We start from the raw sequence: 26654 nt of genomic DNA, 5'->3' as shown, positions 1-26654 counted from the left end.
GGAAGGGCACCCGCCGCCGATGAGGCCCACGTCACGTGAGAGCGTTCGTTGCGACACTGCCCACCTCACTCGACTAGGTCGACTTCACTCCGGGACTGATCGCCATGGGACGGGTCACCCAGCGCCGCCGCGTCATCCGCATCCGGGACGGGGCCGTCGGCACCCGGCCGGACACTCTCGTCGCCGAGGAGCCGCTGGAGATCCGGCTCAACGGCAAGCCGCTGGCCATCACCATGCGCACCCCGGGCGACGACTTCGCCCTCGCGGCGGGCTTCCTGGTCAGCGAGGGCGTGCTGGGCGCGGCCGGGGAACTGGCGAACATCGTCTACTGCGCGGGCGCCACGGACGACGGCTCGAACACCTACAACGTCGTCGACGTCCGCCTCACCCCCGGCGTGCCCGTCCCCGAGACCGGCCTGGAGCGCAACGTCTACACCACCTCCTCCTGCGGCCTGTGCGGCAAGGCGAGTCTGGAGGCGGTACGGACCACCGCCCGCTGGCCCGTCGCCGACGGGCCGTCACCCCTGCGGCTCGAGCCCGCCCTGCTCGCGGAGCTCCCCGGCCGGCTGCGCGAGGCGCAGCGGGTCTTCGACCGCACCGGCGGCCTGCACGGCGCCGCGCTGTTCACCGCCGACGGCGAACTCCTGGACGTCATGGAGGACGTGGGCCGGCACAACGCCGTCGACAAGCTCGTCGGGCGGGCGCTCCAGGAGGGACTGCTGCCGCTGTCCGGCACGATCCTGCTGGTGTCGGGGCGCGCCTCCTTCGAACTCGCCCAGAAGGCGGCCATGGCCGGGATTCCCGTGCTCGCGGCGGTCTCGGCGCCGTCGTCGCTGGCGGTGGACCTGGCCGTGGAGACGGGGATGACGCTGATCGGCTTCCTGCGGGGCGCGTCGATGAACGTGTACGCGGGCGAGGAGCGCGTCGTCCTGGGCTGAGGGCCGCCGGGCCCACCGCTCGGGAAGCCGCCGCTCAGCCCGGGCGGCCGAAGCCCCGCCAGCGGCCGCCGAGCCTGCCGAGAACCCCGAACCGGTCCCACTCGTGGAACACCTCCGCCCACTGCCCGCCGATCTGGCGGAGGCAGTGCCGGATCTCCTCGAGGTCCTCGGCGGACATCCGGCGCACCTCGGGGCGCAGCACCGAGGACAGCAGGTCGGCGCGGATGCCGTCCCACACCTCGCTCGCGCCGGGCGCGGTGTGCCAGGCGACGAAGCACACGGCGGCGTAGGTGGGCGTGCGCAGCAGCTCGGCCACGGCCTCGCCGCGGGCCTCCTCGGCGTAGGCGCGCAGGAGGTGCTCGTCCCCGGCGTGGACGAGGTCGGGCAGCTCGCCGGGGTCGGGCGGCGGGTCCATGGACAGCAGGCACCGGGCGACGGCGTCGGTCAGCCGCTCGTCGACGCCGGCCTCGAGCGGGGCGGCCTGCCGGCGCAGGGCGACGACCCGTGCGACGCAGCCGGGCAGGGCCTCGCCCGACACGAGGTCGCCGGCCAGCTCGAGGAGCATCAGCGCGGCCCGCCGTCTGGCGGGCAGCTCCACGCCTCCGGCCAGGAGGCACTCGAGGAGGTTCTTCGCCAACCGGGGCGCCACCGGCTCCTCGGGGGCGCTGTCGAGGGCGGCGCGGACAAACGCCTCGGGCAGGCCGTCCGCGTGGTACCAGCCGTCGGGGAGCGCGCCGAGCAGCGCGTCGGCCTCGGTGGCGGTGAGCGGCGCGTCGCCCCAGATGAGGCGGAAGGCCGTGCGCAGCACGGACGGCGTCTGCTGGTGGTCGGGTCCCGCGGTCTTGACGAGGGTGTGCAGGAGCGGCGGGCGGTCGTAGCCCTCGGGGGCGGGGCGGCCGTCCATGGCGGCGGCCATCCGCAGGTGGGGCCGGCCGGTGAGGTCGGCGCCGGGCAGTTCGGCGGCCAGCAGGCGGGTGATGGGCCGGGGGTCGCCGGTCGCGGCGGTGTGGTCGAGCCCGTCGAGGACGGCGGTGCGCAGCTCGTGGTGGGCGTCGATGGCCGCGCGTACGACCTTGCGGTCCGGGGCCGTGTCGTCGAGGAGGACGGCCGTCAGGCGCGCGGTCAGCACGGGCAGCACGGGGGTGTGGTCGACGCGGAGCGCCTTGGCGAGGCGGAGCAGGGTGAGGAAGCGCACGAGGGGCGTGTCGGGCGTCTCGGCCGCGCGGGTGAGCTCCGCGCGCAGGTCGCGCCGGAGGGGGGCGGCGGCCGTGCGGGAGGCGGCCCGGGAGAACTCCTCGGCGAGCGCGGCGAGCACCGTCCACTCCTCGGGGGTGCGGTCCGTGCCGCCCGAGGCGAGGGTGGCCAGGAGCCGGGAGCGCAGCTCCGGGTCGAGGTCGCCGCGCAGGGCCTGGTCGCGGGTCCACCGGGCGGCCGCCGTGCGGCCCTTCGAGTCGAGGGGGATGCCCTCGCGGGCGGCGAGGGCCGCGAGGCGGTCGGCCTCGTCGGCGGTCTCCGGCCCCACTCCGGTGCGCCGCGCGGCCTCGGCGAACAGCGCGGGGCGGCCGGCCAGCCAGACGCGGGCGGCCACGGCGGCCCACAGGTCGCGCTCCGCGCGGGCGGGGCTGCAGGGCCCGCCGGTGCAGTCGTGGACGCGGTAGCGGTGCTGGGCGGCGGCGGAGACGTAGTCGAAGTCGGCGTCGGGGAAGGCGCCGACGATCTGGTGCCGGGCGAGCATGGGGCGGCGGGTGTAGGTGGTGAAGGTGAGCCGGTCGGCGAGCTCGCGGGGCAGGACGGCGCTGGCGATGGCGACCCAGTGGGCGATGTGGGCGCTGTCGTGCTCGATCACGAGGATCTGCTGGGCGTCGGGGGTGCGGAAGAGGGTCCGTACGTCCGTGAGGAACGGCTCGAGGCGTTCCGCCCGGGCGTGGACGAACTCGAACAGCCCCGCCTTGTCGATCCGCCGGGCGGGCACGAGCCCGTCCAGGGGCTGCGGAATGCCGCCGTCCGGGGTGCGGTCCGCCCAGGAGGGGGACTCCCACGCCTCGATGGGCAGCAGGCCGCCGGGCAGTCCGCCGCCCTCGGGCAGCCGCACGGCGTGGGCGTGGAAGTTGCCGTGCCGGCCGACACGGCCGGGGCCCGTGCGCACGGTGCGGCACAGGAGCCGGCTGCCGTCGGAGAGCCGGTTGTGGCTGAACGCCACGGGAAAGACGGCGAGTTCCTCGGCGGAGGGGCATCCGGGGGCGTCGCTCGGCGGCTCGTAGGCGATCAGCTGCTCGGCTTCCCCCAGCAGGGTGATGGGCAGTTCGGGGCTGGCGGCGGTGAAGCGGAATCCCGAGCCGTTGGGGCCCGGGGCGACGGCGGTGGAGGTGTAGTGCAGCTGCTGCAGGATCACGCGGGCACCCCTCTCGCCTCTCGCTGTCTCGTCTCGCCGTCTCGCGTCCGGCGCGGCCGCCTGCCGGCCGGGCCGCCCGTGCTGTTTTCTCTCTTCGCTCCTGTCCTTCCCCTCTCTTACCTCCTCTTCCTTACATCGAGTGACATCCCACCAGATCCGGTGGGCCGCCGCCGGGGATTTGGCGGGAAGTTCAGTCGTCGTCCTCGACCACGCGGGTGAGATATCACGGGGATCGCCAACGTTGGGATTCCCAGCGAACTCGTCCGGGGCGGTGGCGCCGCGACCCGTGGGGACCGCCGGGCGCACGGTCCTTGTGGGAGGAAGGCCCGCCCCGTACTTTTGCCCACCGGACACGTGGGGCCCAGGCGGCCTTGACGCGAAAGGGACGGGCCATGGCGGCGCATCCTGCTGGCAGTGACCGGAACCCCGCACCCGCCGCCCCGCCCGGGCGGCACGATCCCCAGGCCGGACGTACCGTCAGATGCGCGGGACGCCACCGCATCAGACGCCTCGTCGGCCGCCGGCCGGCCTCGCTCGCGCTGGCCGGCGCCCTGCTCGCCCTCCTCCCCCCGCCGGCCCCGGCGGCGGCGGTCACGGAGCCGGGCGGCCCGCCGGCCGGGGGATTCGAGGAGCGCGTCCTGTTCCGGGGCGACCAGGACCCGGACCTCGGCTACGCCTGCTACCGCATCCCGGCCCTCGTCACCACCACCCGCGGCACCGTCCTCGCCTTCGCCGAGGGCAGGAGGCACAACTGCGGTGACGCCACCGACATCGACGTCGTCGTCAGGCGCTCCACCGACGGCGGCCGCACCTGGTCCCGGCCGCGGGTCGTCGACCCCGGGCGCGGCGACACCCACGGCAACCCCGCCCCCGTCGTGGACCGCCGCACGGGCCGGATCGTGCTCCTCACCACCTACAACGACGGCCGCGGCGACGACGGCAACTGCGACGTGCCCTGCGACCGCACACCGCACACGCAAGTCAGCGACGACGACGGCGTCAGCTGGTCGCGCCCGCGCGACGTGTCGGCGGCGATCCGGCCCGCCGGCTGGAACTCCTGGTACGCCACCGGGCCCGGCCACGGCATCCAGCTCGCCCACGGGCCGCACCGGGGCCGCCTGGTCGTGGGCCTCAACGCCGAGAGCCACGACGGCACCCGCATGACCGCCAACCACGCGGCGCTGGCCCTCAGCGACGACGGCGGGGCCCACTGGCGGCTCGGCGCGGTGGACACCCATCGCTACCTGAGCGACGGCACCTACCGCCAGAAGCCCTCCGAGCTGACGCTCGCCGAGCGCGACGACGGGTCGGTGTACGTCAACGGGCGCGAGCAGGACGGCACGGACCTCGGCCACCGCGACGAGGCCGTCGCCCGCGCCGGCGGGGAGCGCTTCACCACGCCGTTCAGGGCCCTGCCCGGCCTGTACTCCCCCATGGTGCAGGGAGCCGTGGCGGCGTTGCGGCCGGGGCGCTGGCTGTTCTCGGCGCCCGCGGACCCCGACCGCCGCCGGACGATGACCATCCGGTCCTCCTACGACCAGGGGCGCACCTGGGAGGGCGCCGAGCGGGGCCGGCGGGTGACCTCGGACTGGTCCGGCTACTCCGACATGGCCCTCGTCGGGCGGGGCACGACCGGGCTGCTCTACGAGGCGGGCAGGAGCGACGCCCGCCAGGAGATCCGGTTCGCGCGGTTCACCGAGGACTGGCTGGGGCCGCGGCGCGGGCCGGACCCGACGACGCCGGACCTGGCGCCCGGGGCGCGGGGGTCGCATGTGCTGGGCGGTGCGCGCCCGGTGCGGGGACGGTTCGGCGCGGGGCTCGGCTTCGACGGCGTGGACGACGCGGTGCGCCTGCCCCACCGGGACTCGCTGCCGCTGGGGACGCGGGACGTCACGGCGGTGCTGTGGTTCCGCCTCGGGTCCGCGACCGGCCGGGGCGAGCAGCCGTTGCTGTGGATGGGCGGGGTGGGCGGGGCCCCGCAGGTGGCGCTGGCCGGGGAGCCGGGGACGGGGCGCGTGACCGGCCGGCTGACCGCGCGGCCCGGGGGCCTGGCGCCGGCCCGGACGGCGACGGTCCGGTCGGCGGGCGCGTACGACGACGGGCGGTGGCACCAGCTGGCGCTGCGCCGCACGGGAGGGCGGCTGACGCTGACCGTCGACGGCGTCTCCACGTCCGTGCGCGACGTCCCGGGGACGGTGAGCCGGAATTCGACGTTCGGGGTGCATCTGGGGCAGAAGCCGGACGGGCGGTCGTACCTGAAGGGCGACCTGGACGAGGTGCGGGTGTACGCCAGGGCGCTGACGGACCGTGAGCTGACGGCGCTGCGGGAGTCCGGCACGCCGCCGTCCGGGCGCGGGGCGGTGCTGCTGCTGCCGCTGGACCGGCTGTCCGGCGGGTGACCGCGGGGGGTTCGGTCCGGGACGGGATCGGGTACGGTCACGGCGCTGTGCGGAGCGTCGCGAGGAGCGAGAGTTGCGCGAGTTCACCGTCCCTTCCCTGGTCACGGCGCCCCCTGTCGGAGGGCTGGCGGACGTCGTGTTCGACCATGCGGAGGAGGACCCCGACAGAGTGGCGCTCGGCCGCAGGACCGGCGGCGGGCAGTGGCAGGACGTGACCGCGGCGGCCTTCCGCGACGAGGTGCTGGCCCTGGCCAAGGGGCTGCTGGCGGAGGGCGTACGGTTCGGCGACCGGGTCGCCATCATGTCCCGTACGCGCTACGAGTGGACCCTGTTCGACTTCGCCCTGTGGTGCGTCGGCGCCCAGCCCGTGCCGCTGTCCCCCGCCTCCTCCCCCGAGCAGGTCTTCCTGATGCTGCACGAGGCGGAGGTCACCGCCTGCGTCGTCGAGCACGAGGACCACGCGATGACCATCGGCTCGGTCATCGACCGGCTGCCCCGCCTCGCCCGCCTGTGGCAGCTGGACGCCGGGGCGCTCGCCGACCTGATGGCGGCAGGGTCGCCCCTCGACGACGACGTCGTGCACCGCCACCGGCTGGCCCTCACCCCCGAGTCGCCGGCGACGGTCATCTACACGTCGGGCACCACGGGCCGCCCCCGGGGCTGTGTGCTCACGCACGCCAACTTCATGGCCGAGGCCGACAACGTCGTCCGCCGCTACGAGCAGGTCTTCCGCTCCCGCCCCGGCGAGCAGGCGGCCACGCTGCTCTTCCTCCCCCTCGCCCACGTCTTCGGCCGCATGGTGCAGGTCGCGGCCGTGCGCGGCCGGGTCAAGCTGGGCCACCAGTCCCAGCCGTCCGCCCCGGCCCTGCGCGAGGACCTCGGCGCGTTCCGGCCGACGTTCGTGCTCGCCGTCCCCCGCGTCTTCGAGGCCGTCTTCGACTCGGCCCGGCGCGCGGCGGAGCTGGAGGGCAGGGGCAGACCGTTCGAGAAGGCGGTGGACGTGGCGGTGCGCTACGCCCGGGCGACGGAGGACCGGGCCTTCGGCCGGGGCCCCGGCCCCGGCACCGCCCTGCGGGTCCAGCACCAGGTCTTCGACCGGCTCGTCTACTCACGGCTCCGCGAGGCGCTCGGCGGGCGGGTGCGGTACGCGATGTCGGGCGGCTCGGCGATGGAGCGCCGGCTGGGGCTGTTCTTCGCGGGCGCGGGCGTCACCATATTCGAGGGGTACGGGCTGACGGAGACCACCGGCGCCGCCGTCGCCAACCCTCCCGAGCGCACCCGCTTCGGCACGGTGGGCCTGCCCGTACCCGGCACGAGCGTGCGCGTGGCCGACGACGGCGAGGTCTGGCTGCGCGGCGGCCAGGTCTTCGCCGGCTATCTGGGCGACCGGCGGACCACCGACGCCGTGCTGCGGGACGGCTGGCTGGCCACCGGCGACCTGGGTCGGCTGGACGACGACGGCTATCTGACGATCACCGGCCGGAAGGGGGAGACGCTGGTGACCGCGGGCGGCGCGAGCGTCTCGCCGACGGTCCTGGAGGAACACGTGCGCACCCACCCGCTGGTCGAGCGGTGCCTGGTCGTCGGCGATGCCCGCCCGTACGTCGCCGCGCTCGTCACCCTCGACCCCCAGGCCGTGGCGCACTGGCTGGCGATGCGCGGCGGGCCCCGCACGACCATTCCCGAACTGGTGAACGATCCGGATCTGGAGGCCGAGATCGGGCAGGCCGTGCTCGCGGCGAACGCGCTCGTGCCGCAGGAGGCCTCGATCCGCACCTTCCGCATCCTGGCCGGCCGGTTCACCGAGGAGCTGGGCCTGCTGACGGCCACCCACAAGCTCAAGCGGAAGGCGATCGAGAAGGCGTACGCGCGGGAGGTCGAGGCACTGTACGGCAAATAAACGGCAATGATGGATGTACCGGGAATGCAAAGCGGAGGATGCGGGTTGTTCCCGGCAGCAAGTACACCCCGAGGAAGTAAGGATCGATTGCTCGTGAGCAACGTCCCGTCCATCACCCTCAACAACGGCGTCGTGATGCCGCAGCTCGGCTTCGGCGTGTGGCAGGTGCCCGACGACGAGGCGACCGCCGCGGTCACGACCGCCCTCGAAGCGGGGTACCGCAGCATCGACACGGCCACCGTCTACGAGAACGAGGTGGGCACGGGCAAGGCGCTCGCCTCCACCGACATCGCGCGGGAAGAGCTGTTCGTCACGACGAAGCTCTGGAACAGCGCCTCCGAGACGTGGACGCGCGAGGCCGTCCTGCGCGAGTTCGACGCCTCGCTGGAGCGCCTGGGCCTGGACTACGTGGACCTCTACCTCATCCACTGGCCCCGGGCCATGCGCGAGGACTACGTCACCATCTACCGCACCCTCGTCGAGATCGCCGGCAGCGGCCGTGCCAAGGCCATCGGCGTCTCCAACTTCAAGCAGCCGCAGCTCGAGCGCGTCATCGCCGACACCTCCTTCGTCCCGGCGGTCAACCAGATCGAGCTGCACCCGAACTTCCCGCAGGCCGAGCTGCGCGCCTTCCACGCCGAGCACGGCATCGCCACCGAGGCGTGGTCCCCGCTCGGCCAGGGCCGCGGCCTGCTCGAGGACCCGACGCTCGCCCGCGTCGCGGCCAAGCACGGCAAGTCGCCCGCCCAGATCGTGCTGCGCTGGCACCTGCAGCTGGGCAACGTGGCCATCCCCAAGTCGGTGACGCCCTCCCGCATCAAGGAGAACATCGACGTGACCGGCTTCGAGCTGGACGCCGACGACCTCGCGGCGATCGCGGGCCTGGACACCGGCACCCGGCTCGGCCCGGACCCGGACGAGTTCGACTGGAGCTGAGCCGGCACGCCGGCCGGCGGACGGAACAGGGCCCCGGGGCGCCGCCCCGGGGCCTCGCCCTCAGTGTGCCCCGTGTCCGGAGGCGACCGCCTCGACGCGGCGGGCCAGTTCCACGTCCAGGCCCGTGATCTTGCCGCCCACGCTGTGGGTGTTCACGGCGAGGCTGACGGTGTTGTAGCCCAGGGTCAGATCCGAGTGGTGGTTCAACTCCTCCTGGATCTGCGCGACATGGATCACCATGGCCGCCGCCTGGAAGTGCCCGTCGAAGGAGTAGCGGCGGGTGATCCGCTCGCCGTCGGTGCTCCAGCCGGGCAGTTCCCTCAGGCGGTCCTCCACGTCCTGCTGCGAGAGCGGTTCGACTGCCATCACGCATCCCTTCGTCTTGTCACGGCCGGCCGATGACGCCCGATGAGGCCTGCTGACGCCCGATGAACGCCCGTGGACGCCTGTTGACGCAAGCGTCCCATGAGGCGGGGGCGGTTTCGCGCCAATGTGCGGCCGGTGGCGCGGGCGGGTCGGCGGCGGCCTTCCGGGGTACGGGTGACGCTCTTATGCTCCTGCGCCGAGCATGACACGTTACCGGCAGTAAGGGGCTGTGGTCATGGCGGACGGCACGGGCAGCAGCACACGCAGACGGTTCATCGGCGGCGCCACGGCCGTCGCGGCGGCGACCGCGCTCGGCACCGGAGAGGCCCAGGCGGCGTCACGGCCCGCCCGGCGCTCCGGCGCACGCTCCGGCGGGCGCGAGGTCGCGGTCCTCGGCGGCGGCGTCGCCGGCCTCACGGCCGCGCACGAACTCGCCGAGCGGGGCTTCAGGGTGACGGTGTACGAGCGCAAGTCCGCCCTCGGCGGCAAGGCGCGCAGCATGGACGTACCGGGCAGCGCCAGGGGCGGCCGCAGACCGCTCCCCGGCGAACACGGCTTCCGCTTCATTCCCGGTTTCTACCGGAACTTACCGGACACCCTCCGCCGCATCCCCTTCCCCGGCAACCCCAACGGCTGCCACGACAACCTCGTGCCGTCCACCGAGGTGATGCTGGCCCGCACGGGCGGCCTCGAGGACATCCGCATCCCCTTCGCCAGCATCGGCAAGCCGCCGCCCGTCCTCACCCCGGACGTCTTCCTGCGCATGCTCACGGCCTTCTTCGAGACCTTCGCGAAGCTGCCCGCCCACGAGATCGCCTACTTCGCCGGCCGGCTGCTGGTGTGGTTCACCAGCGGAGAGCGGCGCCGCACGCGGGAGTGGGAGCGCGTGCCCTGGTTCGAGTTCACCAGGGCGGCGCGGATGTCGGCGAACTACCGGCAGCTGCTGGCCGTCGGCATCACCCGCAACATCGTCGCCACCAAGGCCGAGGTGGCCAGCACCAAGACCGTCGCCACGTGCATCGAGGCGTTCCTCTTCAACGCGCTGGGCCGGGGCGCCGACGGCGAGCCCGACCGCGTGCTCAACGCCCCCACCAACGAGGCGTGGATCGATCCGTGGGTGGCCCATCTGCGGTCCCTGGGCGTGGAGTTCCGCACCGGCTGGGGCGTGCGCGACCTCCAGCTCGGCGACGGCCGGATCGCCGGGGCCGTGCTCGAGGACGCCGGCGGCGCCCGGCGGACGGTCGGCGCCGACCACTTCGTCTCGGCCATGCCGGTCGAGCACGCCCGTACGACCTGGAACGCCCGCGTCCGGGCGGCGGACCCCGGCCTGGCACGCTGCGACCGGCTGGAGACCGACTGGATGACGGGCATCCAGTTCTATCTCACCGAGCCCACCCCCATCCTCCACGGCCACATCAACCACATCGACTCCCCCTGGTCGATCACCTCCGTGAGCCAGGCCCAGTACTGGTCCGGCCGCGACTTCCGCCGCGACTACGGCGACGGCGCGGTGGCGGACTGCCTGTCGGTGGACGTCTCCGAGTGGGACCGACCCGGCATCCTCTACGGGAAGACGGCCAAGCGGTGCACGCGCGAGGAGGTCGCCCGCGAGGTGTGGGCGCAGATGAAGGCGGGCCTCAACGACACCGGCCGGACGGTCCTGAAGGACTCCGCGCTGCACTCGTGGTTCCTGGACCCGGCGGTGGAACTCGGCGGCTCCCACGCCACCAACGACGAGCAGCTCCTCATCCACCCCACGGGCACCTGGTTCAACCGCCCCGAGGCGCGCACCGCCATCCCCAACCTCTTCCTCGCCGGGGACTACGTGGCCGTGGACATCGACCTGGCCACCATGGAGGGCGCCAACGCCTCCGCCCGCGCGGCGGTCAACGCCCTGCTGGACGCCACCGGTTCGCCGGCCGGGCGCTGCGCGATCACTCCCCTGTACCGCGCCCCGGAGTTCGAGCCCCTGCGGCACCAGGACGACATCCGTCACCGCCTCGGCCTGCGCAACGCCTTCGACCTGGGATAGCGGCCTGCCGGTCACACGTTCTTGATCAATCTTTCTTGACCGGTCGTTCTCGATAGGGCTAGGGTCACCATGTGGCCAGGACCAAGGAATTCGACCCGGACGCCGCGCTGCAGGCAGCCATGGAGCTGTTCTGGCAGCGCGGCTTCGAGGCGACCTCGATGGCGGACCTCGTCGACCACCTCGGCATCGCGCGGGCGAGCCTGTACGCCACGTTCGGCGGCAAGCGCGAGCTGTACCTCAAGGCCCTGCAGCGCTACGGCGAGCAGCACGGGCCGGCGATGACCGAGGAGCTCTCGCAGCCGGGACCGGTGCTGCCGGCCGTGCGGGAGCTGGTGCGGCGGTTCGCGGACGAGGCGGGCGGTGACGCGCTGCGGCGCGGCTGCTTCGTCACCAACACGGCGGTGGAGCTCGGCCCGCACGACGCGGAGTGCGCCCGCAGGGTCGAGGAGAGCTGGCACTCCGTGGAGACGCTGCTGACCTCGGCGCTCACCCGGGCCCGCGCGCAGGGGGAGATCGCCGCCGACCGCGACGTGGTGGCGCTCGCCCGGACGCTGCTGGTGTTCCTGCAGGGCCTGCGGGTGGTCGGCAAGGCCACCCCGGACCCGGCCCGGCTGCGGGACGCGGCCGAGCAGGCGCTGACCCTGCTGGACTGACCGCACCGCCCCGGCGGCCCGACGGCCCGGTTTTCACCGTGCCCGCATTCAAGACCGATCGTTCTTATATATCCAGGACCCCGCGTCCGGATCCCAGAGGAGTCGTTCACCATGACCGCACGCTTCACCGGCAAGACCGTCCTCGTCACCGGCGGGGGCACCGGCATCGGGCGGGGCATAGCGCTCGCCTTCGCCCGCGAGGGCGCCTCCGTCGTCGTGGCGGGCCGCCGCGAGGCGGCGCTGCGGGAGACCGTGGACCTCGTCGTGGCCGAGGGCGGCCGGGCCACCGCCGTCACCGCCGACGTCACCCGCGGCGAGGACGTGCGCGCCCTGGTCGAGGCGACGGTCGCCCGGTACGGCGGCCTCGACGTGGCCGTCAACAACGTCGGCGTGCTCACCACGCCCACGAAGGTCGCGGACATCACGGAGGAGGACTGGCACACCACCCTGGCGACCAACCTCACCGGCGCGTGGCTGTCGATGAAGCACGAGATCGCCCACATGCGCGAGCACGGCGGCGGCGCGATCGTGAACGTCTCGTCCAACCTCGGCAGCCACAAGCGCCTGGCGAACCTCGGCGCGTACGCCACCAGCAAGGCCGCCGTCTCCACGCTGACGCGCAGCGCCGCCCTGGACCACATCGGCGAGGGCGTCCGCATCAACGCCGTCAGCCCCGGTCCCGTCGAGACCCCGATGTCGAGCCGTCCCGGCGAGTCCGGGACGGACAAGGCCGAGCGCATGCGCCGCGAGATTCCCGCAGGACGCGCGGGCACGACCGCGGAGATCGCCGCGGCCGTGCTCTACCTCGCGTCCGACGAGGCCGGGTACGCCGTCGGCACCGAGCTGGTGCTCGACGGCGGCGTCACGGCCTGACGGCTCCCTTCAGCCCGCTCAGCCCACGAGCTCCGGCTCGCGCTCGGTCTCGCTCCCGGTGGCCTGCCCGTCCCGCTCCTTCGCGGGGCGGCGGGCCACCATCCACACGTAGACGATGATCCCGGCGAACAGGAAGAGCACGCCCTGGTAGACCGCCGCGTAGCCGGCGCCCGCCACCAGCCAGAAGGAGAAGGCGAACCCGCCGAGCGCGAGCACCAGGTCGCGGGTCATCCGGCCCGCGTGGATCTTGTCGCGCTGCCCGTTGAGCAGGAAGTACACCTGCGCGGCGGTGGCCAGCAGGTAGGGCACGGTCGCGGAGAAGGTGGTGATCAGGACGAGGATCTCGAAGACCCCGCCGACGCCCGCCGTGTAGTTGATGATCGTCAGCGCCGAGGCCAGCACCGCGGCGGCGATGACGCCGGCCGTGGGCACGCCGCGCCGCTTCTTGCCGAAGACGGCGGGGAACAGTCCGTCCTGGGCCGCCGCGTAGGGCATCTGGGCGCTCATCAGGGTCCAGCCGTTGAGCGCTCCGGTAATGGAGATCACGGCGGCGAGCGCGATCAGGGTGCCGCCCCAGTGACCGCCGAACATCGCGTCGACGGCGTCGGAGAACGGCGCGGTGGAGTCCACCAGCTTGTCGTGCGCGACGGTGCCGAAGACCGCGAGCGTGCCCAGCAGGTAGACCACGGCCGCACCGATCGTGCCGATGACGCTCGCGCGCCCGACGTTGCGCTCGGGGTCGCGCACCTCGCCCGCGCTGATCGCGGCCGACTCCACGCCGACGTAGCTGTAGAGCAGGATCGCGGCGGAGGCGGTCAGACCGCCCGTCCAGTTGCCGGAGCCGTCGGCGGTGAACGGGCCGAGGTTGTCCGGGTCGAAGAAGAAGAGCCCGACGACCGCCACGAACAGCATCGGCAGGAACTTCAGCACCGTGGAGACCAGCTGCACGACGCCCACCCAGCGGGTGCCGGCGAGGTTCGCCAGCGCGGGGAGCCACAGCAGGGCCAGGGCCAGGACGAGGTCCAGTTCCTTGGACTCGGTGCCACCGGTGAGCACGTGGAGGTAGCCGACGCCGGCGACCGCGAGGGCGGCGTTGCTCACCCAGGTCATCGTCCAGTACGACCACGCCGACAGGAACCCGGCGAAGTCGCCGAAGGCCTCCCGTGCATAGACATACGGACCACCGGTGCGCGGGAAGCGCCCGGCGAGCCGGCCGAAGACGAGAGCGAGGGCGATCGCGCCGACCGTCAGCACACCGAAGGCGAGCAGGCTCACCGTGCCGTACGGGGCGACCGAGGCGGGCAGCATGAAGATGCCGCCGCCGATGATGTTCCCCATGACCAGGGTGATGGCGGTGGGGAGGCCGAAACGGCGTGAGGGTGTGCCGTCGGTGTCGTGCATGGGGTGGTTGCACCTCTCGTGCTGGGCAGGTCGCCGATTCTGGGGCGACGGCGCACACCTCTGCAAGAGCACAGGTATGTGCGACAGCACATATTGACCGGCGCCCTCCGCACCGCCAAATTAGATTTTTTTGTCCCGCGCAGCCCGCCCGCCGACCGCAAAAGGTGCTGCGATCAGGGCTCCGGGCCGTGATTCGTCCACCCCGGCCCGATCAAGCGGAACCGTGAGGACCGGAAGCCGCACAGCCGGATTTGCGGACGCCGACGCGCTGCGCGCATGCCCGGAGGGCTTCGGAGGGCTTCAGAGGGTGGGGTCGAGGTCGGAGTCGTACGTGCCCGAGCCCCGGCAGTGCCTGCACTGGGCGGCGCGGTGGACGGTCTCCGCCGGGCCCGCGAAGGGGTCCGTGCCGGGGCTGTAGGCCAGCGCCCGCGTCACGTATCCGGAGCCGTGGCACCACTGACAGGTCCTGCCGTGCGGTTCCGGCTCGGGCGGGTACTTGTGTTCACTCACCGGGTCACTCACCGGCTCCCAGCGTAGACCCCGGCGGCGCCCGTGCCAGGCCCATGGCCGATGTCACCCGATCGGGGGATGGCGGGCCGGCGCCCCGCCCTCTCCACCGCTCCCCGGCGCCGGTCGGAGAATTCACACCCCCGGGAATTCCCGTGCATTCCGCTTGCCGGTCGCGGCGGCCCGGGAGTTTACCGCGACGGGCGGCGCCGCGCGCGCTCTGCCATCATGAGAGCAGGCCCGCACGAAAGGGGCCCCGCACATGACGGCAGGCTTCGGGCAGGCCCTGAGGAGCCGGCCCTTTCAGCGAATAGGTCTCGCCGCCGAGCACCTTTCCCCGGAGAATCCCGACGGCTCGGAGGTCAGGGTCGCGCTGACCCCGTCCGCCGTGTCTGCGCTGGTCAGGAACGGATGCGCGGTGGCCGTCGAGCGGGGCGCGGGAGAGGCGCTGGGGCTGTCCGACGCCTTGTACACGGCGGCCGGGGCCGCCGTAGAAACGCGCGACGCCCTTTACCGCGACAAGGACCTGGTCATCAAGCTCAAAGGGCCGGCCCATCACGACCTCTCCCGTATGGACCCGGGCTCCACACTGCTCTGCATGGCGCATCCGCTGTCGATACCGGAAAGGGTCGAGGTGGCGAATGCGCGCGGCGTCAATGTCGTCGCGATGGAGCTGATCCGGGAAAGCCCGGAGGTTCTCACGGACTCCTACGTCCGCAGCCGGCTGGCGATGCACGACATCCTCTCGGCCGTGCGGGGGCAGGCCGCCGAGGACCTCTCCGTCGCCCTGATCGGGTTCTCCCACGACGCCTTCGGGGGCCTGCAGTACGCCGCGCGCCGCCGGCCCCGGTCCCTGCGCGTGCTGCAGTCCCGGCCCGCCGCCCCCGCCACGGTCACGGTGGGCTTCGGCGAGCTGGAGGAGGCCGCCGCCCGGATCGGCGCCGCGCGCGTGGCCGCGTACCGCGCGGAGCGGCCGCCGCGCCCGTACGGCCGGCGGCGCATCCACTGCCTGCACGAGACCGGCCGCGCCGGCGCCCGCTTCGGGATCGAGCTGGCGCTCCGGCACGGACCGTGCGCGCCCGCCGGCCTCAGGGTCTGCCTCCTCGGCTACGGCAACGTCGCCTTCGGCGCCCTCGACGAGTGCGTCCGGCACGGCGTGCGGGAGATCGACGTCCTCACCAAGCGGGCCACCCGCCGGCCGCACGTCGTCCGGTACCTGCGCTCCAGCGACCTCGTCATCAACGGGGCCGAGCTCCCGCCCCCCTTCCGCGGCACCCACTACCTCGTCACCGAGGACGACCTGCGGTCCGTCCTGCGGCCCGGCACGGTCGTCGTCGACCTCGTCGGGGGCTGCGCCACCAACCGGACGGCCGTCGAGCCCATCGTCGAGTCCACCCATCCGTCCCGCCCCTGCCTCGTCCGGCACGGCGTGTACCTGGCCTCCGTCTGGGGCTGGCCGCTGCTGGGGTTCGCCAAGGAGTCGGCCGAGCGCTACAGCCGCCAGATCACCGACGTGCTGCTGGCCCGCGAGCGGCTGATCGACGGCCTGGCGAGCGCTCCCGAGAACATCCTGCGGGCGCTGGTGGCGGGGCCCGCGCTGGGCCTGCGGCCCTCTTCCCAGCCCGTGACACTCAGTGCCACACTCCGAGGATGATCAAGCGATCGACCGGTGCGACGGAGCACGCCCGGGCGGCGGACGCCCCGGAACGGAAGCGGTAAGAGGCATTCCATAACTCCCGCGCGGCCGTTCACGCGCCGACGGCGCGGGGAAGCATTCGTTGACCACGCACACAGGCCAGTCATGAGGGGGGCGCCGGGCGCACGGCGGCCCGTACGAGGAGCTGAGTCGCCATGGCCACCACCATCCGCCGCACCGTCCTGACCCTGCCCGCCGCGCCCCTGGGGCCGGAGAACCCGCTGCCGCCGCTGGCCGTCCTCGCCGACGTCCATCGCCCCGGGCCGGGCGGGCTCGAGGGCCTCCCCGCCGAGATGGCCCGGCAGATGCGCTACGCGCCGCTGCGCTCCCTGCTGCCCGTGCGCCGCCGCGACGACTACTCCCGCACGCGCGTCCCCACCGACCTCGACGCGATCGTCATCGAGAACGGCCTCCTGCGCGCCACCGTCCTGCCCTCGCTCGGCGGCCGGGTGTACTCCCTCGAGGACAAGGCGTCCGGCCGCTCCCTCCTCTACAGCAACCCCGTTCTCCAGCCCGCCGGCTTCGCGCTCAACGGCGCCTGGTTCTCCGGCGGCATCGAGTGGAACACCGGCGCCACCGGCCACGGCCCGCTCTCCGCCGCCCCGCTGCACGCCGCCCGCGTGCCGGCGCCCGACGGCGGCGAGATGCTGCGGCTGTGGGAGTGGGAGCGGCTGCGCGACCTGCCCTTCCAGGTCGACCTCTGGCTGCCCGACGGCTCCGCCTTCCTCTACGCGGGCGTGCGCGTGCGCAACCCCCACGACCGTCCCGCCCCGGTGTACTGGTGGTCCAACACGGCCGTCCGCGAGGAGCCGGGCACCCGTGTCCTGGTCCCGGCGGAGTCCGCCTGGCACTTCGGCTACGAGCGCTCCCTGCGCCGGGTCGCGGTGCCCGTGCGGGACGGCGCCGACCGCTCGTACCCGCCGGCCGGCGACCGGCCCGCCGACTACTTCTACGACCTCCCCGACGGCGAGCGCCGCTGGATCGCCGCGCTCGGCGGGGACGGCCGCGGGCTCGTCCAGACCTCGACCGACCCGCTGCGCGGCCGCAAGCTGTTCGTGTGGGGCGCCGGTCCCGCGAGCCGCCGGCGGCAGGAGTGGCTCACCGAGCCGGGCACCGGCGGCTACGCCGAGATCCAGGCGGGGCTGGCGCGCACACAGCTCGAGCACGTACCGCTGGAGGCGGGCGGGGAGTTCGCCTGGCTGGAGGCGTACGGGCCGCTGGCCGCCGACCCCGCCCGGACGCACGGCGCGAACTGGCCGGCGGCGTGCGCCGAGGTCGCGGGCCGGCTGGAGGCGGCGCTGCCGCGTGCCGGGGTGGACGCGGCGTACGCCGCGTGGCGGCCGTACGCCGACCACGAGCCCAAGGAGATCCTGGCCGCCGGGTCGGGCTGGGGCGCGCTCGAGGCGGAGCGCGGCGGCCTCGAGCTGCCGGGGACGCCGTTCCCGGCGGCGACGCTGGGCGAGGAACAGCGGCCGTGGCAGGAGCTGTTGCACACCGGGTCGCTCACCGAGCACGGCCCGGAGCCGGGCCCCTCGCTGGTCTCCCCGCGCTGGCGCGAGCTGCTGGAGGCGGCCGAGCCCGGCCCGCACACGGCCTACCACCTGGGCGTCGCCCAGTGGCACGCCGGTGACCGCTCGCAGGCCGTCCGCAGCTGGGAGCGGGCCCTGCGGGACGGGCCGGCGTGGCCCGCGCTGCGCTGCCTGGCCGCGGCCGACCGCGCGGGCGGCCATCCGCAGCGCGCGGCCGACCGCTACGCGGACGCGGTCGGCCAGGCGCGCGCGGCGCGGGCGTCCCGCCCCGCGCTGGCCGCGCTGGCGCACGAGGCGGTCACGGCGCTGCTGGCCGCCGGGCGGCCGGACGCGGCGGCCGGCGTCCTGGCGGGGGTCCATCCGGCCGACCGTGCGCGCGGCCGCTTCCGGCTGCTGGGCGCGCGGGTTCTGCTCGCGCGGGGGGACGCGGCCGCCGCGCGGGCGGTGTTCGACGAGGGCTTCGAGGTCGACGACCTGCGGGAGGGCGAGGCGTCGCTCGCCGAGGTGTGGTGGGCGATCGCCGAGCGGCTCGTCGCCGGGGACGGCCCCGTGACGGAGGCAGTCCGGGCGCGGGCCCGCCGGCTGCATCCGCTGCCGGAGCACTACGACTTCGGGGTGCCGGCCTGACGTAGGCCCAGCCGGGCGCCGTACGGACCGCGCGGGCGGCCCGTCCGGCGCCCGCCGGCTCACGCCGCCTTGCGGTCCACGTACTCGAACACCGATCCGTCCGGGTGCCGGGCCACCAGATTCCGGCCGATGGGCGTCGGCACCGGCCCGGCGATGATGTCGGCGCCCACCGCCTGGAGGTCGACGAGCGCCTCGTCGACGTCCGTGACCGCGATGGTTGCCGTGATCTTCCGCAGCACCGACACCTCCGACTCCGGCCCGCTCATGAGGAAGAAGCAGCCGACCGCCGCGACGGAGACCCCGCCCCGCCGGAAGCGCAGCGCCTCGGCCCCCGTCAGCCGTTCGTACACCGCGATGGACGCTTCCAGATCACTGACGCACACCCGTAGCGAAGTCCCCAGAATGTTCATGAAAACCAGGCTAGTTGACCCGGCAGAGCAGTTCGCCGTTGAGCACCGAGAACCACGCGTCCTCGTGACGGCCCCATTCCCGCCAGGCCCGCGCGATCGCCTCCAGGCCCGCCCGGTCGGTGTGCCCTCCCCCGACCGCGAGGCCGGCGAACGCCGAGGAGAGCGTGCGGTCGGCCCATACGCCGCTCCACCAGGCGCGTTGTTCCTCCCCCGTGTAGCACCACGCGCCGGCCGTGGCGGTGACGTCGCCCAGCCCCGCCCGCCGGGCCCAGGACACCAGCCGGCTCCCGGCGTCCGGCTCGCCGCCGCCGGCCCGGGCGACGCGCACGTAGAGGCGCTGCCAGTCCTCGAGGCCGGGCACGCGCGGGTACCAGGTCATGGCCGTGAAGACCACGTCGCGCACGGCCACGACGCCGCCCGGGCGGCACACGCGGCGCATCTCGCGCAGGGCGGCGACCGGGTCGCCGAGGTACTGGAGCACCTGGTGGGCGTGGACGACGTCGAACGAGCCGTCGGGGAAGTCGAGGGCGGCCACGTCGCCGGTGGTGAAGTCGACGTTGTCCACGCCGCGTTCGCGGGCCGCGTCACGGGCCCGGGCGAGGATCCCCTCGGCCGCGTCGAGGCCGGTCACACGGCCTTGGGGCACCAGGGCCGCCAGGTCGGCGGTGATGCTGCCCGGGCCGCAGCCGATGTCCAGGATCCGGTGGTGGGGCCTGAGCTCGGGCAGCAGGTAGCCGGCCGAGTCGGCGGCCCGGCGCCTGCCGTGGGAGCGCAGCACGGACTCGTGGTGACCGTGGATGTACACCTGCTCTTTCCGTTCGTTCCCCGCTTCGGGCATGGTGGTCCCTTCGCTCCGTCGTGACGTGAGGCGCCTTTCACCGTACGCGCGTCGTCTCGTATCGCGAGAGCCCCGTCTTGCCATCCGGGACGGCTCCTCACCCGCCCGCCCGTGTCGGCCCGGCCCCGCGCGCCGTGATCTGCGAAGGTGGGCGCAAGACCCCGGGTGAGGTACGGAGGTACGTGCGGATGCAGCGGGATACTGCGGCGCTCTCCGCCCTCCCGGCCCCCGAGCGCGGACTGCCCGTGCTGCCGGAACTCGCCGGACGGCTGGCGGAGGCGGCCGCGGACTCCGCCCCCGAGCCGGTCGGCGGCGGGCCCGCGCTGCGCGCGGCCGCGTGCGGCTACTGGACCCGGCGCGGCCTGCCGTGCGAGCCCGGCCTGGTCGTCGCCTCCCCCGGCGCGCAGCCCCTGCTGCTGGCCCTGTTCGCCTCGGCGGGCGGCGAGGTGCTGCTGACCCGGCCCTGCGCCGCCTCCTACAGCCCGCTCGCCCGCCTGGCCGGGCGGCTGGCCTACCACGTGGGCGTGCCGGCCGAGTGCGGCGGCGTGCCCGACCCGTTCGCGCTGCTGGAGACCGTGCGGCGGATCCGCGCGGAGGGCGGGCGGCCGCGCTTCCTGGTGCTGTCCGTCGCCGACGACACCACCGGCACCGTCGCGCCGCCCGAGATCCTGCACGAGGTCTGCGAGGCGGCGGCCGCCGAGGAGCTGACGGTCGTCAGCGACGAGACCTGGCGCGACACCCTCCACGACCCGCACGAGACGGTCTTCGTCAGCCCCGCCGAGATGTACCCCGACCGGGTCGTCGTCCTCACCGACCTCGCGGGCCCCTTCACCCCCGCGGCCTGGCCGGCCGCCGTGGCCCGCTTCCCCTCCGGCGGCACCGGCCCCGCCCTGCTCGCCCGCGCCACCTCGCTCCTGACGGCCCTGCGGGCGGAACTGGCGCCGCCCGTCGCCGCCGCCGCGCGCTACGCGCTGGCCGAGCCCGGCCCCGTCCGCGCGCGCACCGCCGCCACCGCCCGGCTGTACGGGCTCCTGGGCGCAGCCGCCCGCGAGCGGCTGGACGCGGCCGGGGTGCTGTGCCGGCCGCCGCAAACCGGCCCCCACCTCTACGCCGACCTCGGTGAGCAGCGCGACGCCCTGGCCGCCCGCGGCATCACCGACTCCGTCGAGCTGGAGGCCCACCTGAGCGCGGCGCTCGGCCACCTGGTCCCGGGCGGCCACCGCTTCGGCGACGCCCCCGACGCGCTGCGGGTGCGGCTGTCCACGCCACCGCTGCTCGGCGCCGCCGAGGAGGGGCGCCGGCGCGCCCTCGACGCGCCGGACCCCCTCGCGCGGCCGGACGTCGCGGAGGCGTTGTCCACTTTTGGAACGGTGTTCAGTGAACTGGCCGTTTCCTGATCTACCGTCGGTCGGGGAGCGCGCGGCCGCGCCCGCCGCGCCGCGCCCTGAAGGTTCCGGTTCCCCACGAATGGAGCCCCAGATGACCGAACAGACCGAGCGCCCCCTCGCGGAGCCCCGTCCGCTCGGCGAGGTCCGCACCTGGCCCCGGTCGTTCACCGACCGCCTCACCGCTCCGCTGCCGGGCGTCAGAACCCTGGCCCGGCTCGCGCGCGAGGGGCGGCTGCGGCCCAGCGCCGAGTCGCTGCGGGACCTGGCCGGCCTGCCGGTCGAGCCGGGCCCGCTGCCCCGCGTCGACGCCGACGCCACGGCCGTGACCTGGGCGGGCCACGCGAGCTGGGTCGTCGCCACGGGGGGCCTGACGGTCCTGACCGACCCCGTCTGGTCGCGCCGGATCCTGGGCACCCCGCCCCGGGTGACCCCGGTCGGCGTGCCGTGGGAGAACCTGCCCCGCGTCGACGCGGTCGTCATCAGCCACAACCACTACGACCACCTCGACGCCCCCACCCTCAAGCGGCTGCCCCGCGACACCCACCTGCTGCTCCCGGCGGGCCTGGCCGCCTGGGCCCGCCGCCGGGGCTTCACCCGCGTCACCGAGCTGGACTGGTGGGAGGCCGTGGAGCTGCCCGGCCCGGCCGGGCCGGTCCGCTTCGACTTCGTGCCGGCCCACCACTGGAGCAAGCGCACCCTGACCGACACCTGCCGCTCGCTGTGGGGCGGCTGGGTGATCACCGCGCCGGACGGGCGGCGGGTGTACTTCGCGGGCGACACCGGCTACGGCCACTGGTTCGAGCGCATCGGCGAGCGCTACCCCGGCATCGACCTGGCCCTGCTGCCCATCGGCGCGTACGACCCGCGCTGGATGCTGGGGCCGGTGCACACGGACCCGGAGGAGGCCGTGCGGGCCTGCGCGGACCTCGGCGCCCGGGCGATGGCCCCCATGCACTGGGCGACGTTCCTGCTGTCCGCCGAGCCGCCGCTGGAGCCGCTGCGCCGGGTGCGGGCGGCCTGGGAGGCGACCGGGCGGCCCCGGGGGGACCTGTGGGACCTGCCGGTGGGGGCGTCGCGGGTGCTCACTTGTGCCACGTGAACGTGAACCGGTTCGCCCCGTGCGAGGTGCACGTCAGGTGCGAGGGGAAGCGGCTGGCCCGGGTGTCGACGCCGACCACGCCGGTGGCCTCGTCGTAGGTGAAGTACAGCGCCCCCTCCCCCAGCACCCGCTCCCGCTCCTCCACCACCATCCGTACCGCCGCGCCCTCCCTGACCCGGAACTCCTGGGCCGCCCCGCCGAGCTCGAGGGTCACGTCGACGAGGCCGTCGAGGCCCTCGTGCCCGGGCACCAGGCGCAGTGAGCACCCCCCGTCCGGGCCCGCCGCCCGGCGGAAGTCGGCGCCGACCGTGCGCCCCCTCGGCCCGTCGGGGGACACCACGGCCAGGCTGTGGAAGCCGCCCGCCGCGACCAGCGTGACGTGCCGGTCCGCGACCGCCGCCAGGATGCCCGAGACCTGGGTGTCCCCGTCCTTCCCGGCGGCCAGCAGCTCTCCGTCCAGGGTCACCGCCAGGCTGTGCAGGCTGCCGGCCGCCACGGCGCCGATCCGGCGGCCCTGGGCCTCCCTCAGCAGCCCCGAGACCTGGTTGTTGCCGTCCCGGCCCGCCGCCAGCAGCTGCCCGTCGTCGGTCAGCGCCAGGCTCTGCAGGGCGGCGGCCGAGACGGCGACGACCTTCTTGTCGCGGGCGGCGGCCAGGATCCCCGACACCTGGCCGTCCTCGTCCCGTCCGGCCGCGATCAGCCGGCCGTCCTGGGTCACGGCCAGCGTGTGGAAGTCCCCGGCGGCCACGGCGGCGATCCGCCGCCCCCGGGCGGCCGCCAGGATTCCCGACACCTGGCCGTCCCCGTCGTGCCCCGCCGCGAGCAGCTCGCCCTCGTCGGTCGCCGCCACCGAGTGCACGGTGCCGCCGTCGGCCGCCGTGACCCGCCGGTCCCTGGCCGCCGCGAGGATCCCGGAGACCTGGTCGTTGTGGTCCTTGCCGGCGGCGAGGAGCCGGCCGTCCCGGGCGACGGCCAGGCTGTGGAAGCTGCCGGCGGCCACCAGGGCGACGGGCTTGCCGCTCGCCGCGGCCACGATGCCCGTCACCTGCCCGTCCTCGTCCAGCCCGGCGGCCAGGAGCCGGCCGCCGTCGGTCGCCGCCAGGCTGTGGTAGTCGCCGGCGGCGATCGCCCGGACGGCCTCGTCCCGCGCCGCCTCGAGGATGCCGGGGACCTGCCCGTGGGTGCCGAGCCCGGCGGCGGCCAGCGGCCCGGCGGTGCGCGGCGACGCCGGATCGCCGGACGGGTCGCCCGCCGGGTCGCCCGACTCCCGCTCGGCAAAGTGCACGGACATGGGCCCTCCTGAATCGCGGCGCGCTGCCCTCCACGCTGGTGGCCGCCCCGGCCCCCGGCACCTGCGCTGCGGCCGAACGGGTGAGTCCGCCTGCCGCGGGCGCCCGGCGGGGCGCCCCGGTCACGCGCGGCGCGCCCCGGTCATGAGCAGCGCGTCTCGATGACGTGCACGCACAGGGGCAGCCCGTACGCCGGGTGCGTCGTCTCGCGCTCGGGCCGCATGCCCAGCTTGCGCATGATCGCCGCGGAGGCGGCGTTGCCCACCGCGTGCACGCCGACCACTCTGGCCAGCCCGCGGTCGCGCAGCGCGAAGTCCAGCACGGCGCGCGCCGCCTCGGTGGCCAGTCCCCGCCCCCAGTACGGCCGCCCGAACCGCCAGCCGATCTCCACGGCGGGCAGGATCTCCGGCAGGAAGGCGGGCACGGACAGGCCCGCCATGCCGGCCAGCCGGCCGGATCCGCGGTCCTCGACGGCGAACGGCCCCACGCCGCGTTCCTCCCACTCCCGCTCCCACGCGGCGATCCCGGCCTCGGTCCGGGCCCGGTCGTGCACGGACCCGTCGCCGACCCAGCGCATCACCTCGGGGTCGGCGTTGATGGCCGCCATGGGGGCGACGTCGTCCTCGCGCCAACGGCGCAGCGTCAGTCGGGGCGTTCGCAGGGTGGTCACCATGCCGGCATCCTGCCCCCTCCCCCACGGCCGCATCCCCTGCCGCTCGTACCCCCTACCGGTGATACCCAGGTAGCACGCGCAAGTGAGCTCTTCGGTGCGACGCGGTCCGGGGCGTGCGCGACGCACGATCCGGCCATGCGTGAACTCATCCGGCGGATCGACTCCGCGACGCCGCCCGGCCGCGACCGGGCCGTGGACGCCCTGCGCGCCTCCGCCATCCTGGGCGTGGTGCTCGGTCACTGGCTGGTGACGGCCCTGGTCGCCGACGGCGGCACGCTGCGCGGCGCCAGCCCGCTCCGGCACCTGCCGGAACTCACCCCCGTGTCCTGGCTCTTCCAGACGCTGGCCGTCTTCTTCCTGGTCGGCGGTCAGGTGGGGGCGGGCAGTTACCACTCGGCCCGTGCGCGGGGCACGACGTACGGGCGGTGGCTCGGCGCCCGGCTGACCCGGCTGTTCCGGCCGGTGGCCGCGGTGCTGGCGGTGTGGGCCGTGGTGACGGGCGCGCTGCTGGCGTCGGGCGTCGGAGCGGACACGGTGCACACGCTGGTCAAGCTGGTGCTCTCGCCGCTGTGGTTCCTGCTGGTGTTCTCCGCGCTGACGGCGGCGACGCCCCTGGTCGCCCGGCTGCACCCGCTGTGGCCGCTCGCCGTGGTCCTGCACGTCGACCTCGCCCGGTTCGCGCTGGGCGGGCCGGGGTGGCTGGGGTGGATCAACGTGGCGGCCGGCTGGCTGGTGCCGTACTGCCTGGGCGCGGCCTGGTCGCGCGGCCGCCTGTCGGGCCGTACGACGGGCTGGGCGCTGCTGGCCGGCGGCGCGGCCGCCACCGCCGCGCTCGTCCTGTGGGCCGGCTACCCGGCGTCCATGGTCGGGGTGCCCGGCGCCCGGATCTCCAACCTCAACCCGCCCACCCTCGCGGCCGTCGCCTTCGGCCTCGCCCAGTGCGGGGCGGCCCTGCTGCTGCTCGGCCCGCTGCGGCGGGTGCTGCGGCGCCCGGCGGCCTGGGCGGCCGTGGCCCTGGTGAACCTGTCGGCGATGACGGTCTTCCTCTGGCACCAGACGGCCATGATGGGCGTCACCGCGCTCGCTCTGGCGGCGGGCGGTGACCTGCCCGGCCTGCACACCGTCCCGGACGGCTTCGGCTGGGCGCTCGCCCGGCTGGCCTGGCTGCCGGCGTTCGCGGTGGCACTGCTGGGGTGCTGGGCGGTGTTCCGCCGGTTCGAGCAGGGGCGGAGGCGGGGCGGCAGCACGGTGGTGCGCGAGGGACGCCCCGCCCCGGTGGCGACGGCACGGCGTGCCTAGGGCGCGTCGGGCTTCCTGCTGAAGGACGCCTCGGCGGAGGAACTCGCCGAGGCGGTCCGGGTGGTGGCGGCCGGTGACGCCCTGCCGGCCCCGAACATCACCAAGCGGCTGATCGCCGAGTTCTCCCGCATGACGGGCTCCACCCCGCGCGCCCCGCTCAAGGACCGCGTGGGTGCCCTGACGGAGCGGGAGACCGAGGTGCTGTCCCTGATCGCCCAGGGCCTGTCGAACGGCGAGATGGCCGAGGGTCTGGTGCTGGCCGAGCAGACGGTGAAGACCCATGTGGGGCGGATCCTCATGAAGCTGGGGCTGCGCGACCGTACGCAGGCGGCGGTGTTCGCGTACGAGACGGGTCTGGTCAGGCCCGCGGGCTACTGAAACGCCCGGGCGGGGACGGGCGGTTCAGGCGGGACCGGGCGGTCTGGGTGTCCAGGGCGGCGTGGAGCCAGTCGTGACAGGCCCCGGGGGTCGGTCGCGAGGGGCCGGTCAGCTCGGCGGTGAGCTGCCAGTAGCGGTCGATGCGGGGCTCCGTGGCGAGCTGCTCGCCGAGCCGGCGGCGGAAGGCGGGGGTGTCCTTGGCGCCGCTAGCGCGGGCATGGGCGTCGACGAAGCAGTCGAGCGCCTCGCCCTGCCCCGGTGACCGCTGTGCCAGCAGGTGCGGCGAGGCCAGCGCGAACGCCTCGACGAGCCCGTCGTAGAGCACGGCCGGACGGTATCCGCTGTCGGGTTGGTGCACCACGGGCCGGCAGTGGTCGCCTCCGCCGCAGTCGCCGGTGACGAGGGCGTGCAGGTGGGCGAAGGCCAGCACCTGGGCCGGGCTGGGATCGTCGGGAGGCTGCGGAACCGACCGTTCGAGGACGGCGGAGACCACCCGGGCCGGGAGCCTGGGGGGCAGCCAGCGCCGCCAGAAGCGTGCCAGCGCGGCCGTGCTGGGCGGGGAGGTCACCGCGCCGATCAGGCGCAGCCGTTCGGCGCGCTCGGCCGGGGTGCAGTCCTGGAGCAGCCGGAGGGCGGCCTCCCGCCAGCGCAGGGCGGACAGGTGCGAGCCGAGCTCGCGCAGCCGGTCCGCGACGACGTCCTCCAGCGCGTCCTCCCGGTCGAGGATCAGGCTCACGTCCGCCACCGGCAGGTCCAGGGTGCGCAGGGAGCGGATCAGGCGCAGCCGGTCCAGGGCCTCGGGGCCGTACCGGCGGTGGCCGCCGCCGCTGCGGCGCGCCTCGGGCAGCAGGCCTCGATCGGAGTAGAAGCGGACGGTCTTGACGGTGACGCCCGCGTGTTCGGCGAGCTCTCCGATGCTCCACATTCCGTCAGGTGACACGACTTGAACCTCCCCCAGCAGGAGTTCTTACCGTACCGGCGAGCGCGGACGGCCGGTTCGGCAGTCCCGCGGACGTGAGGCGAGCGAGGAG

Annotated in this window: 21 protein-coding genes and 1 pseudogene; 13 read left to right on the top strand and 9 right to left on the bottom strand. The window is 74.8% G+C overall.

Features of this window, described 5'->3' with window-relative positions; genetic code table 11:
• Nucleotides 1–104: 104 nt before the first annotated feature.
• Nucleotides 105–938, top strand: a complete 834-nt coding sequence (gene fdhD, locus IE295_RS02205; RefSeq protein ID WP_190061678.1) for a formate dehydrogenase accessory sulfurtransferase FdhD — start codon at nt 105–107, stop codon at nt 936–938.
• A gap of 34 nt (nt 939–972) precedes the next feature.
• On the opposite strand, the gene IE295_RS02200 is transcribed toward fdhD, so the two are convergent.
• Entirely contained in the window at nt 973–3330 is a 2358-nt protein-coding gene (locus tag IE295_RS02200) for a GTPase-associated protein 1-related protein (protein WP_190061677.1), read from the bottom strand.
• A 392-nt stretch (nt 3331–3722) separates the two neighbouring features.
• Here IE295_RS02200 and IE295_RS02195 point away from each other — a divergent pair, with 392 nt between their 5' ends.
• The 3 genes from IE295_RS02195 (at nt 3723) to IE295_RS02185 (ending at nt 8565) form a co-directional block, all read left to right on the top strand.
• A complete protein-coding gene (locus tag IE295_RS02195; protein ID WP_190061676.1) occupies nt 3723–5729 on the top strand; it encodes a sialidase family protein in 2007 nt (668 codons plus the stop codon).
• Nucleotides 5730–5802: 73 nt separating this feature from the next.
• Nucleotides 5803–7629 (top strand): AMP-dependent synthetase/ligase, encoded by a 1827-nt coding sequence (locus IE295_RS02190; RefSeq protein ID WP_190061675.1) that lies wholly within the window; start codon nt 5803–5805, stop codon nt 7627–7629.
• A 93-nt stretch (nt 7630–7722) separates the two neighbouring features.
• Complete coding sequence (locus IE295_RS02185; protein WP_190061674.1) at nt 7723–8565, top strand: aldo/keto reductase; 843 nt, start codon at nt 7723–7725, stop codon at nt 8563–8565.
• 60 nt (nt 8566–8625) lie between these two features.
• On the opposite strand, the gene IE295_RS02180 is transcribed toward IE295_RS02185, so the two are convergent.
• The gene (locus IE295_RS02180; RefSeq protein WP_086568101.1) at nt 8626–8931 is read right to left on the bottom strand and encodes a 4a-hydroxytetrahydrobiopterin dehydratase; all 306 of its coding nucleotides are present in this window, start codon (nt 8929–8931) and stop codon (nt 8626–8628) included.
• A gap of 235 nt (nt 8932–9166) precedes the next feature.
• Between IE295_RS02180 and IE295_RS02175 the strand changes: the two genes are divergently transcribed.
• From IE295_RS02175 to IE295_RS02165, 3 genes are all read left to right on the top strand, one after another.
• Nucleotides 9167–10963: a hydroxysqualene dehydroxylase gene (locus tag IE295_RS02175; protein ID WP_190061673.1), complete on the top strand. Its 1797-nt coding sequence runs from the start codon at nt 9167–9169 to the stop codon at nt 10961–10963.
• Nucleotides 10964–11034: 71 nt separating this feature from the next.
• Nucleotides 11035–11616: a TetR/AcrR family transcriptional regulator gene (locus tag IE295_RS02170; RefSeq protein ID WP_190061672.1), complete on the top strand. Its 582-nt coding sequence runs from the start codon at nt 11035–11037 to the stop codon at nt 11614–11616.
• A gap of 111 nt (nt 11617–11727) precedes the next feature.
• Entirely contained in the window at nt 11728–12489 is a 762-nt protein-coding gene (locus IE295_RS02165) for an SDR family NAD(P)-dependent oxidoreductase (RefSeq protein ID WP_190061671.1), read from the top strand.
• 18 nt (nt 12490–12507) lie between these two features.
• Here IE295_RS02165 and IE295_RS02160 read toward each other — a convergent pair whose 3' ends face one another.
• Nucleotides 12508–13890 carry an amino acid permease gene (locus tag IE295_RS02160; protein WP_190061670.1) on the bottom strand — a complete coding sequence of 461 codons (1383 nt, stop codon included), beginning with the start codon at nt 13888–13890 and terminating at the stop codon, nt 12508–12510.
• A 300-nt stretch (nt 13891–14190) separates the two neighbouring features.
• Complete coding sequence (locus IE295_RS02155; protein WP_190061669.1) at nt 14191–14400, bottom strand: hypothetical protein; 210 nt, start codon at nt 14398–14400, stop codon at nt 14191–14193.
• Between the two features lie 259 nt (nt 14401–14659).
• Here IE295_RS02155 and IE295_RS02150 point away from each other — a divergent pair, with 259 nt between their 5' ends.
• The gene (locus IE295_RS02150) at nt 14660–16051 is read left to right on the top strand and encodes a hypothetical protein (RefSeq protein WP_224322964.1); all 1392 of its coding nucleotides are present in this window, start codon (nt 14660–14662) and stop codon (nt 16049–16051) included.
• 197 nt (nt 16052–16248) lie between these two features.
• The gene (locus tag IE295_RS02145) at nt 16249–18249 is read left to right on the top strand and encodes a DUF5107 domain-containing protein (RefSeq protein WP_190061667.1); all 2001 of its coding nucleotides are present in this window, start codon (nt 16249–16251) and stop codon (nt 18247–18249) included.
• A 59-nt stretch (nt 18250–18308) separates the two neighbouring features.
• Here IE295_RS02145 and IE295_RS02140 read toward each other — a convergent pair whose 3' ends face one another.
• Both IE295_RS02140 and IE295_RS02135 read right to left on the bottom strand, forming a co-directional pair.
• A complete protein-coding gene (locus IE295_RS02140; protein WP_190061666.1) occupies nt 18309–18659 on the bottom strand; it encodes a VOC family protein in 351 nt (116 codons plus the stop codon).
• Between the two features lie 10 nt (nt 18660–18669).
• Nucleotides 18670–19497 carry a class I SAM-dependent methyltransferase gene (locus IE295_RS02135; RefSeq protein WP_190061665.1) on the bottom strand — a complete coding sequence of 276 codons (828 nt, stop codon included), beginning with the start codon at nt 19495–19497 and terminating at the stop codon, nt 18670–18672.
• 188 nt (nt 19498–19685) lie between these two features.
• Between IE295_RS02135 and IE295_RS02130 the strand changes: the two genes are divergently transcribed.
• Entirely contained in the window at nt 19686–20894 is a 1209-nt protein-coding gene (locus IE295_RS02130) for an aminotransferase class I/II-fold pyridoxal phosphate-dependent enzyme (protein ID WP_190061664.1), read from the top strand.
• An 82-nt stretch (nt 20895–20976) separates the two neighbouring features.
• Complete coding sequence (locus tag IE295_RS02125) at nt 20977–21984, top strand: MBL fold metallo-hydrolase (RefSeq protein ID WP_190061663.1); 1008 nt, start codon at nt 20977–20979, stop codon at nt 21982–21984.
• On the opposite strand, the gene IE295_RS02120 is transcribed toward IE295_RS02125, so the two are convergent.
• Entirely contained in the window at nt 21968–23275 is a 1308-nt protein-coding gene (locus IE295_RS02120) for an RCC1 domain-containing protein (RefSeq protein ID WP_190061662.1), read from the bottom strand. The two genes, IE295_RS02125 and IE295_RS02120, sit on opposite strands and share 17 nt — an antisense overlap.
• 140 nt (nt 23276–23415) lie before the next feature.
• A complete protein-coding gene (locus IE295_RS02115) occupies nt 23416–23943 on the bottom strand; it encodes a GNAT family N-acetyltransferase (RefSeq protein ID WP_190062364.1) in 528 nt (175 codons plus the stop codon).
• 138 nt (nt 23944–24081) lie between these two features.
• On the opposite strand from IE295_RS02115, the gene IE295_RS02110 reads away from it, so the two are divergent.
• A complete protein-coding gene (locus IE295_RS02110) occupies nt 24082–25245 on the top strand; it encodes an acyltransferase family protein (protein ID WP_224322963.1) in 1164 nt (387 codons plus the stop codon).
• Nucleotides 25246–25623, top strand: a pseudogene (locus IE295_RS02105) (LuxR C-terminal-related transcriptional regulator); the annotation flags it as partial.
• On the opposite strand, the gene IE295_RS02100 reads toward IE295_RS02105, so the two are convergent.
• Nucleotides 25604–26563: a helix-turn-helix domain-containing protein gene (locus IE295_RS02100; protein WP_372478793.1), complete on the bottom strand. Its 960-nt coding sequence runs from the start codon at nt 26561–26563 to the stop codon at nt 25604–25606. The pseudogene IE295_RS02105 and the gene IE295_RS02100 overlap by 20 nt on opposite strands.
• Nucleotides 26564–26654: the final 91 nt, after the last annotated feature.

Origin of the sequence: Streptomyces griseocarneus (genome assembly GCF_014655595.1) — a bacterium.
GTDB classification, from domain to species: Bacteria; Actinomycetota; Actinomycetes; order Streptomycetales; family Streptomycetaceae; genus Streptomyces; species Streptomyces griseocarneus.
This window is presented reverse-complemented; position numbering and strand designations above follow the sequence as displayed.

Coding starts and splice junctions, on each gene's coding strand:
- fdhD (WP_190061678.1), top strand. CDS start 105: ATGGGACGGGTCACCCAGCGCCGCCGCGTCATCCGCATCCGGGACGGG.
- IE295_RS02195 (WP_190061676.1), top strand. CDS start 3,723: ATGGCGGCGCATCCTGCTGGCAGTGACCGGAACCCCGCACCCGCCGCC.
- IE295_RS02180 (WP_086568101.1), bottom strand. CDS start 8,931: ATGGCAGTCGAACCGCTCTCGCAGCAGGACGTGGAGGACCGCCTGAGG.
- IE295_RS02175 (WP_190061673.1), top strand. CDS start 9,167: ATGGCGGACGGCACGGGCAGCAGCACACGCAGACGGTTCATCGGCGGC.
- IE295_RS02165 (WP_190061671.1), top strand. CDS start 11,728: ATGACCGCACGCTTCACCGGCAAGACCGTCCTCGTCACCGGCGGGGGC.
- IE295_RS02160 (WP_190061670.1), bottom strand. CDS start 13,890: ATGCACGACACCGACGGCACACCCTCACGCCGTTTCGGCCTCCCCACC.
- IE295_RS02150 (WP_224322964.1), top strand. CDS start 14,660: ATGACGGCAGGCTTCGGGCAGGCCCTGAGGAGCCGGCCCTTTCAGCGA.
- IE295_RS02145 (WP_190061667.1), top strand. CDS start 16,249: ATGGCCACCACCATCCGCCGCACCGTCCTGACCCTGCCCGCCGCGCCC.
- IE295_RS02140 (WP_190061666.1), bottom strand. CDS start 18,659: ATGAACATTCTGGGGACTTCGCTACGGGTGTGCGTCAGTGATCTGGAA.
- IE295_RS02135 (WP_190061665.1), bottom strand. CDS start 19,497: ATGCCCGAAGCGGGGAACGAACGGAAAGAGCAGGTGTACATCCACGGT.
- IE295_RS02130 (WP_190061664.1), top strand. CDS start 19,686: ATGCAGCGGGATACTGCGGCGCTCTCCGCCCTCCCGGCCCCCGAGCGC.
- IE295_RS02125 (WP_190061663.1), top strand. CDS start 20,977: ATGACCGAACAGACCGAGCGCCCCCTCGCGGAGCCCCGTCCGCTCGGC.
- IE295_RS02120 (WP_190061662.1), bottom strand. CDS start 23,275: ATGTCCGTGCACTTTGCCGAGCGGGAGTCGGGCGACCCGGCGGGCGAC.
- IE295_RS02110 (WP_224322963.1), top strand. CDS start 24,082: ATGCGTGAACTCATCCGGCGGATCGACTCCGCGACGCCGCCCGGCCGC.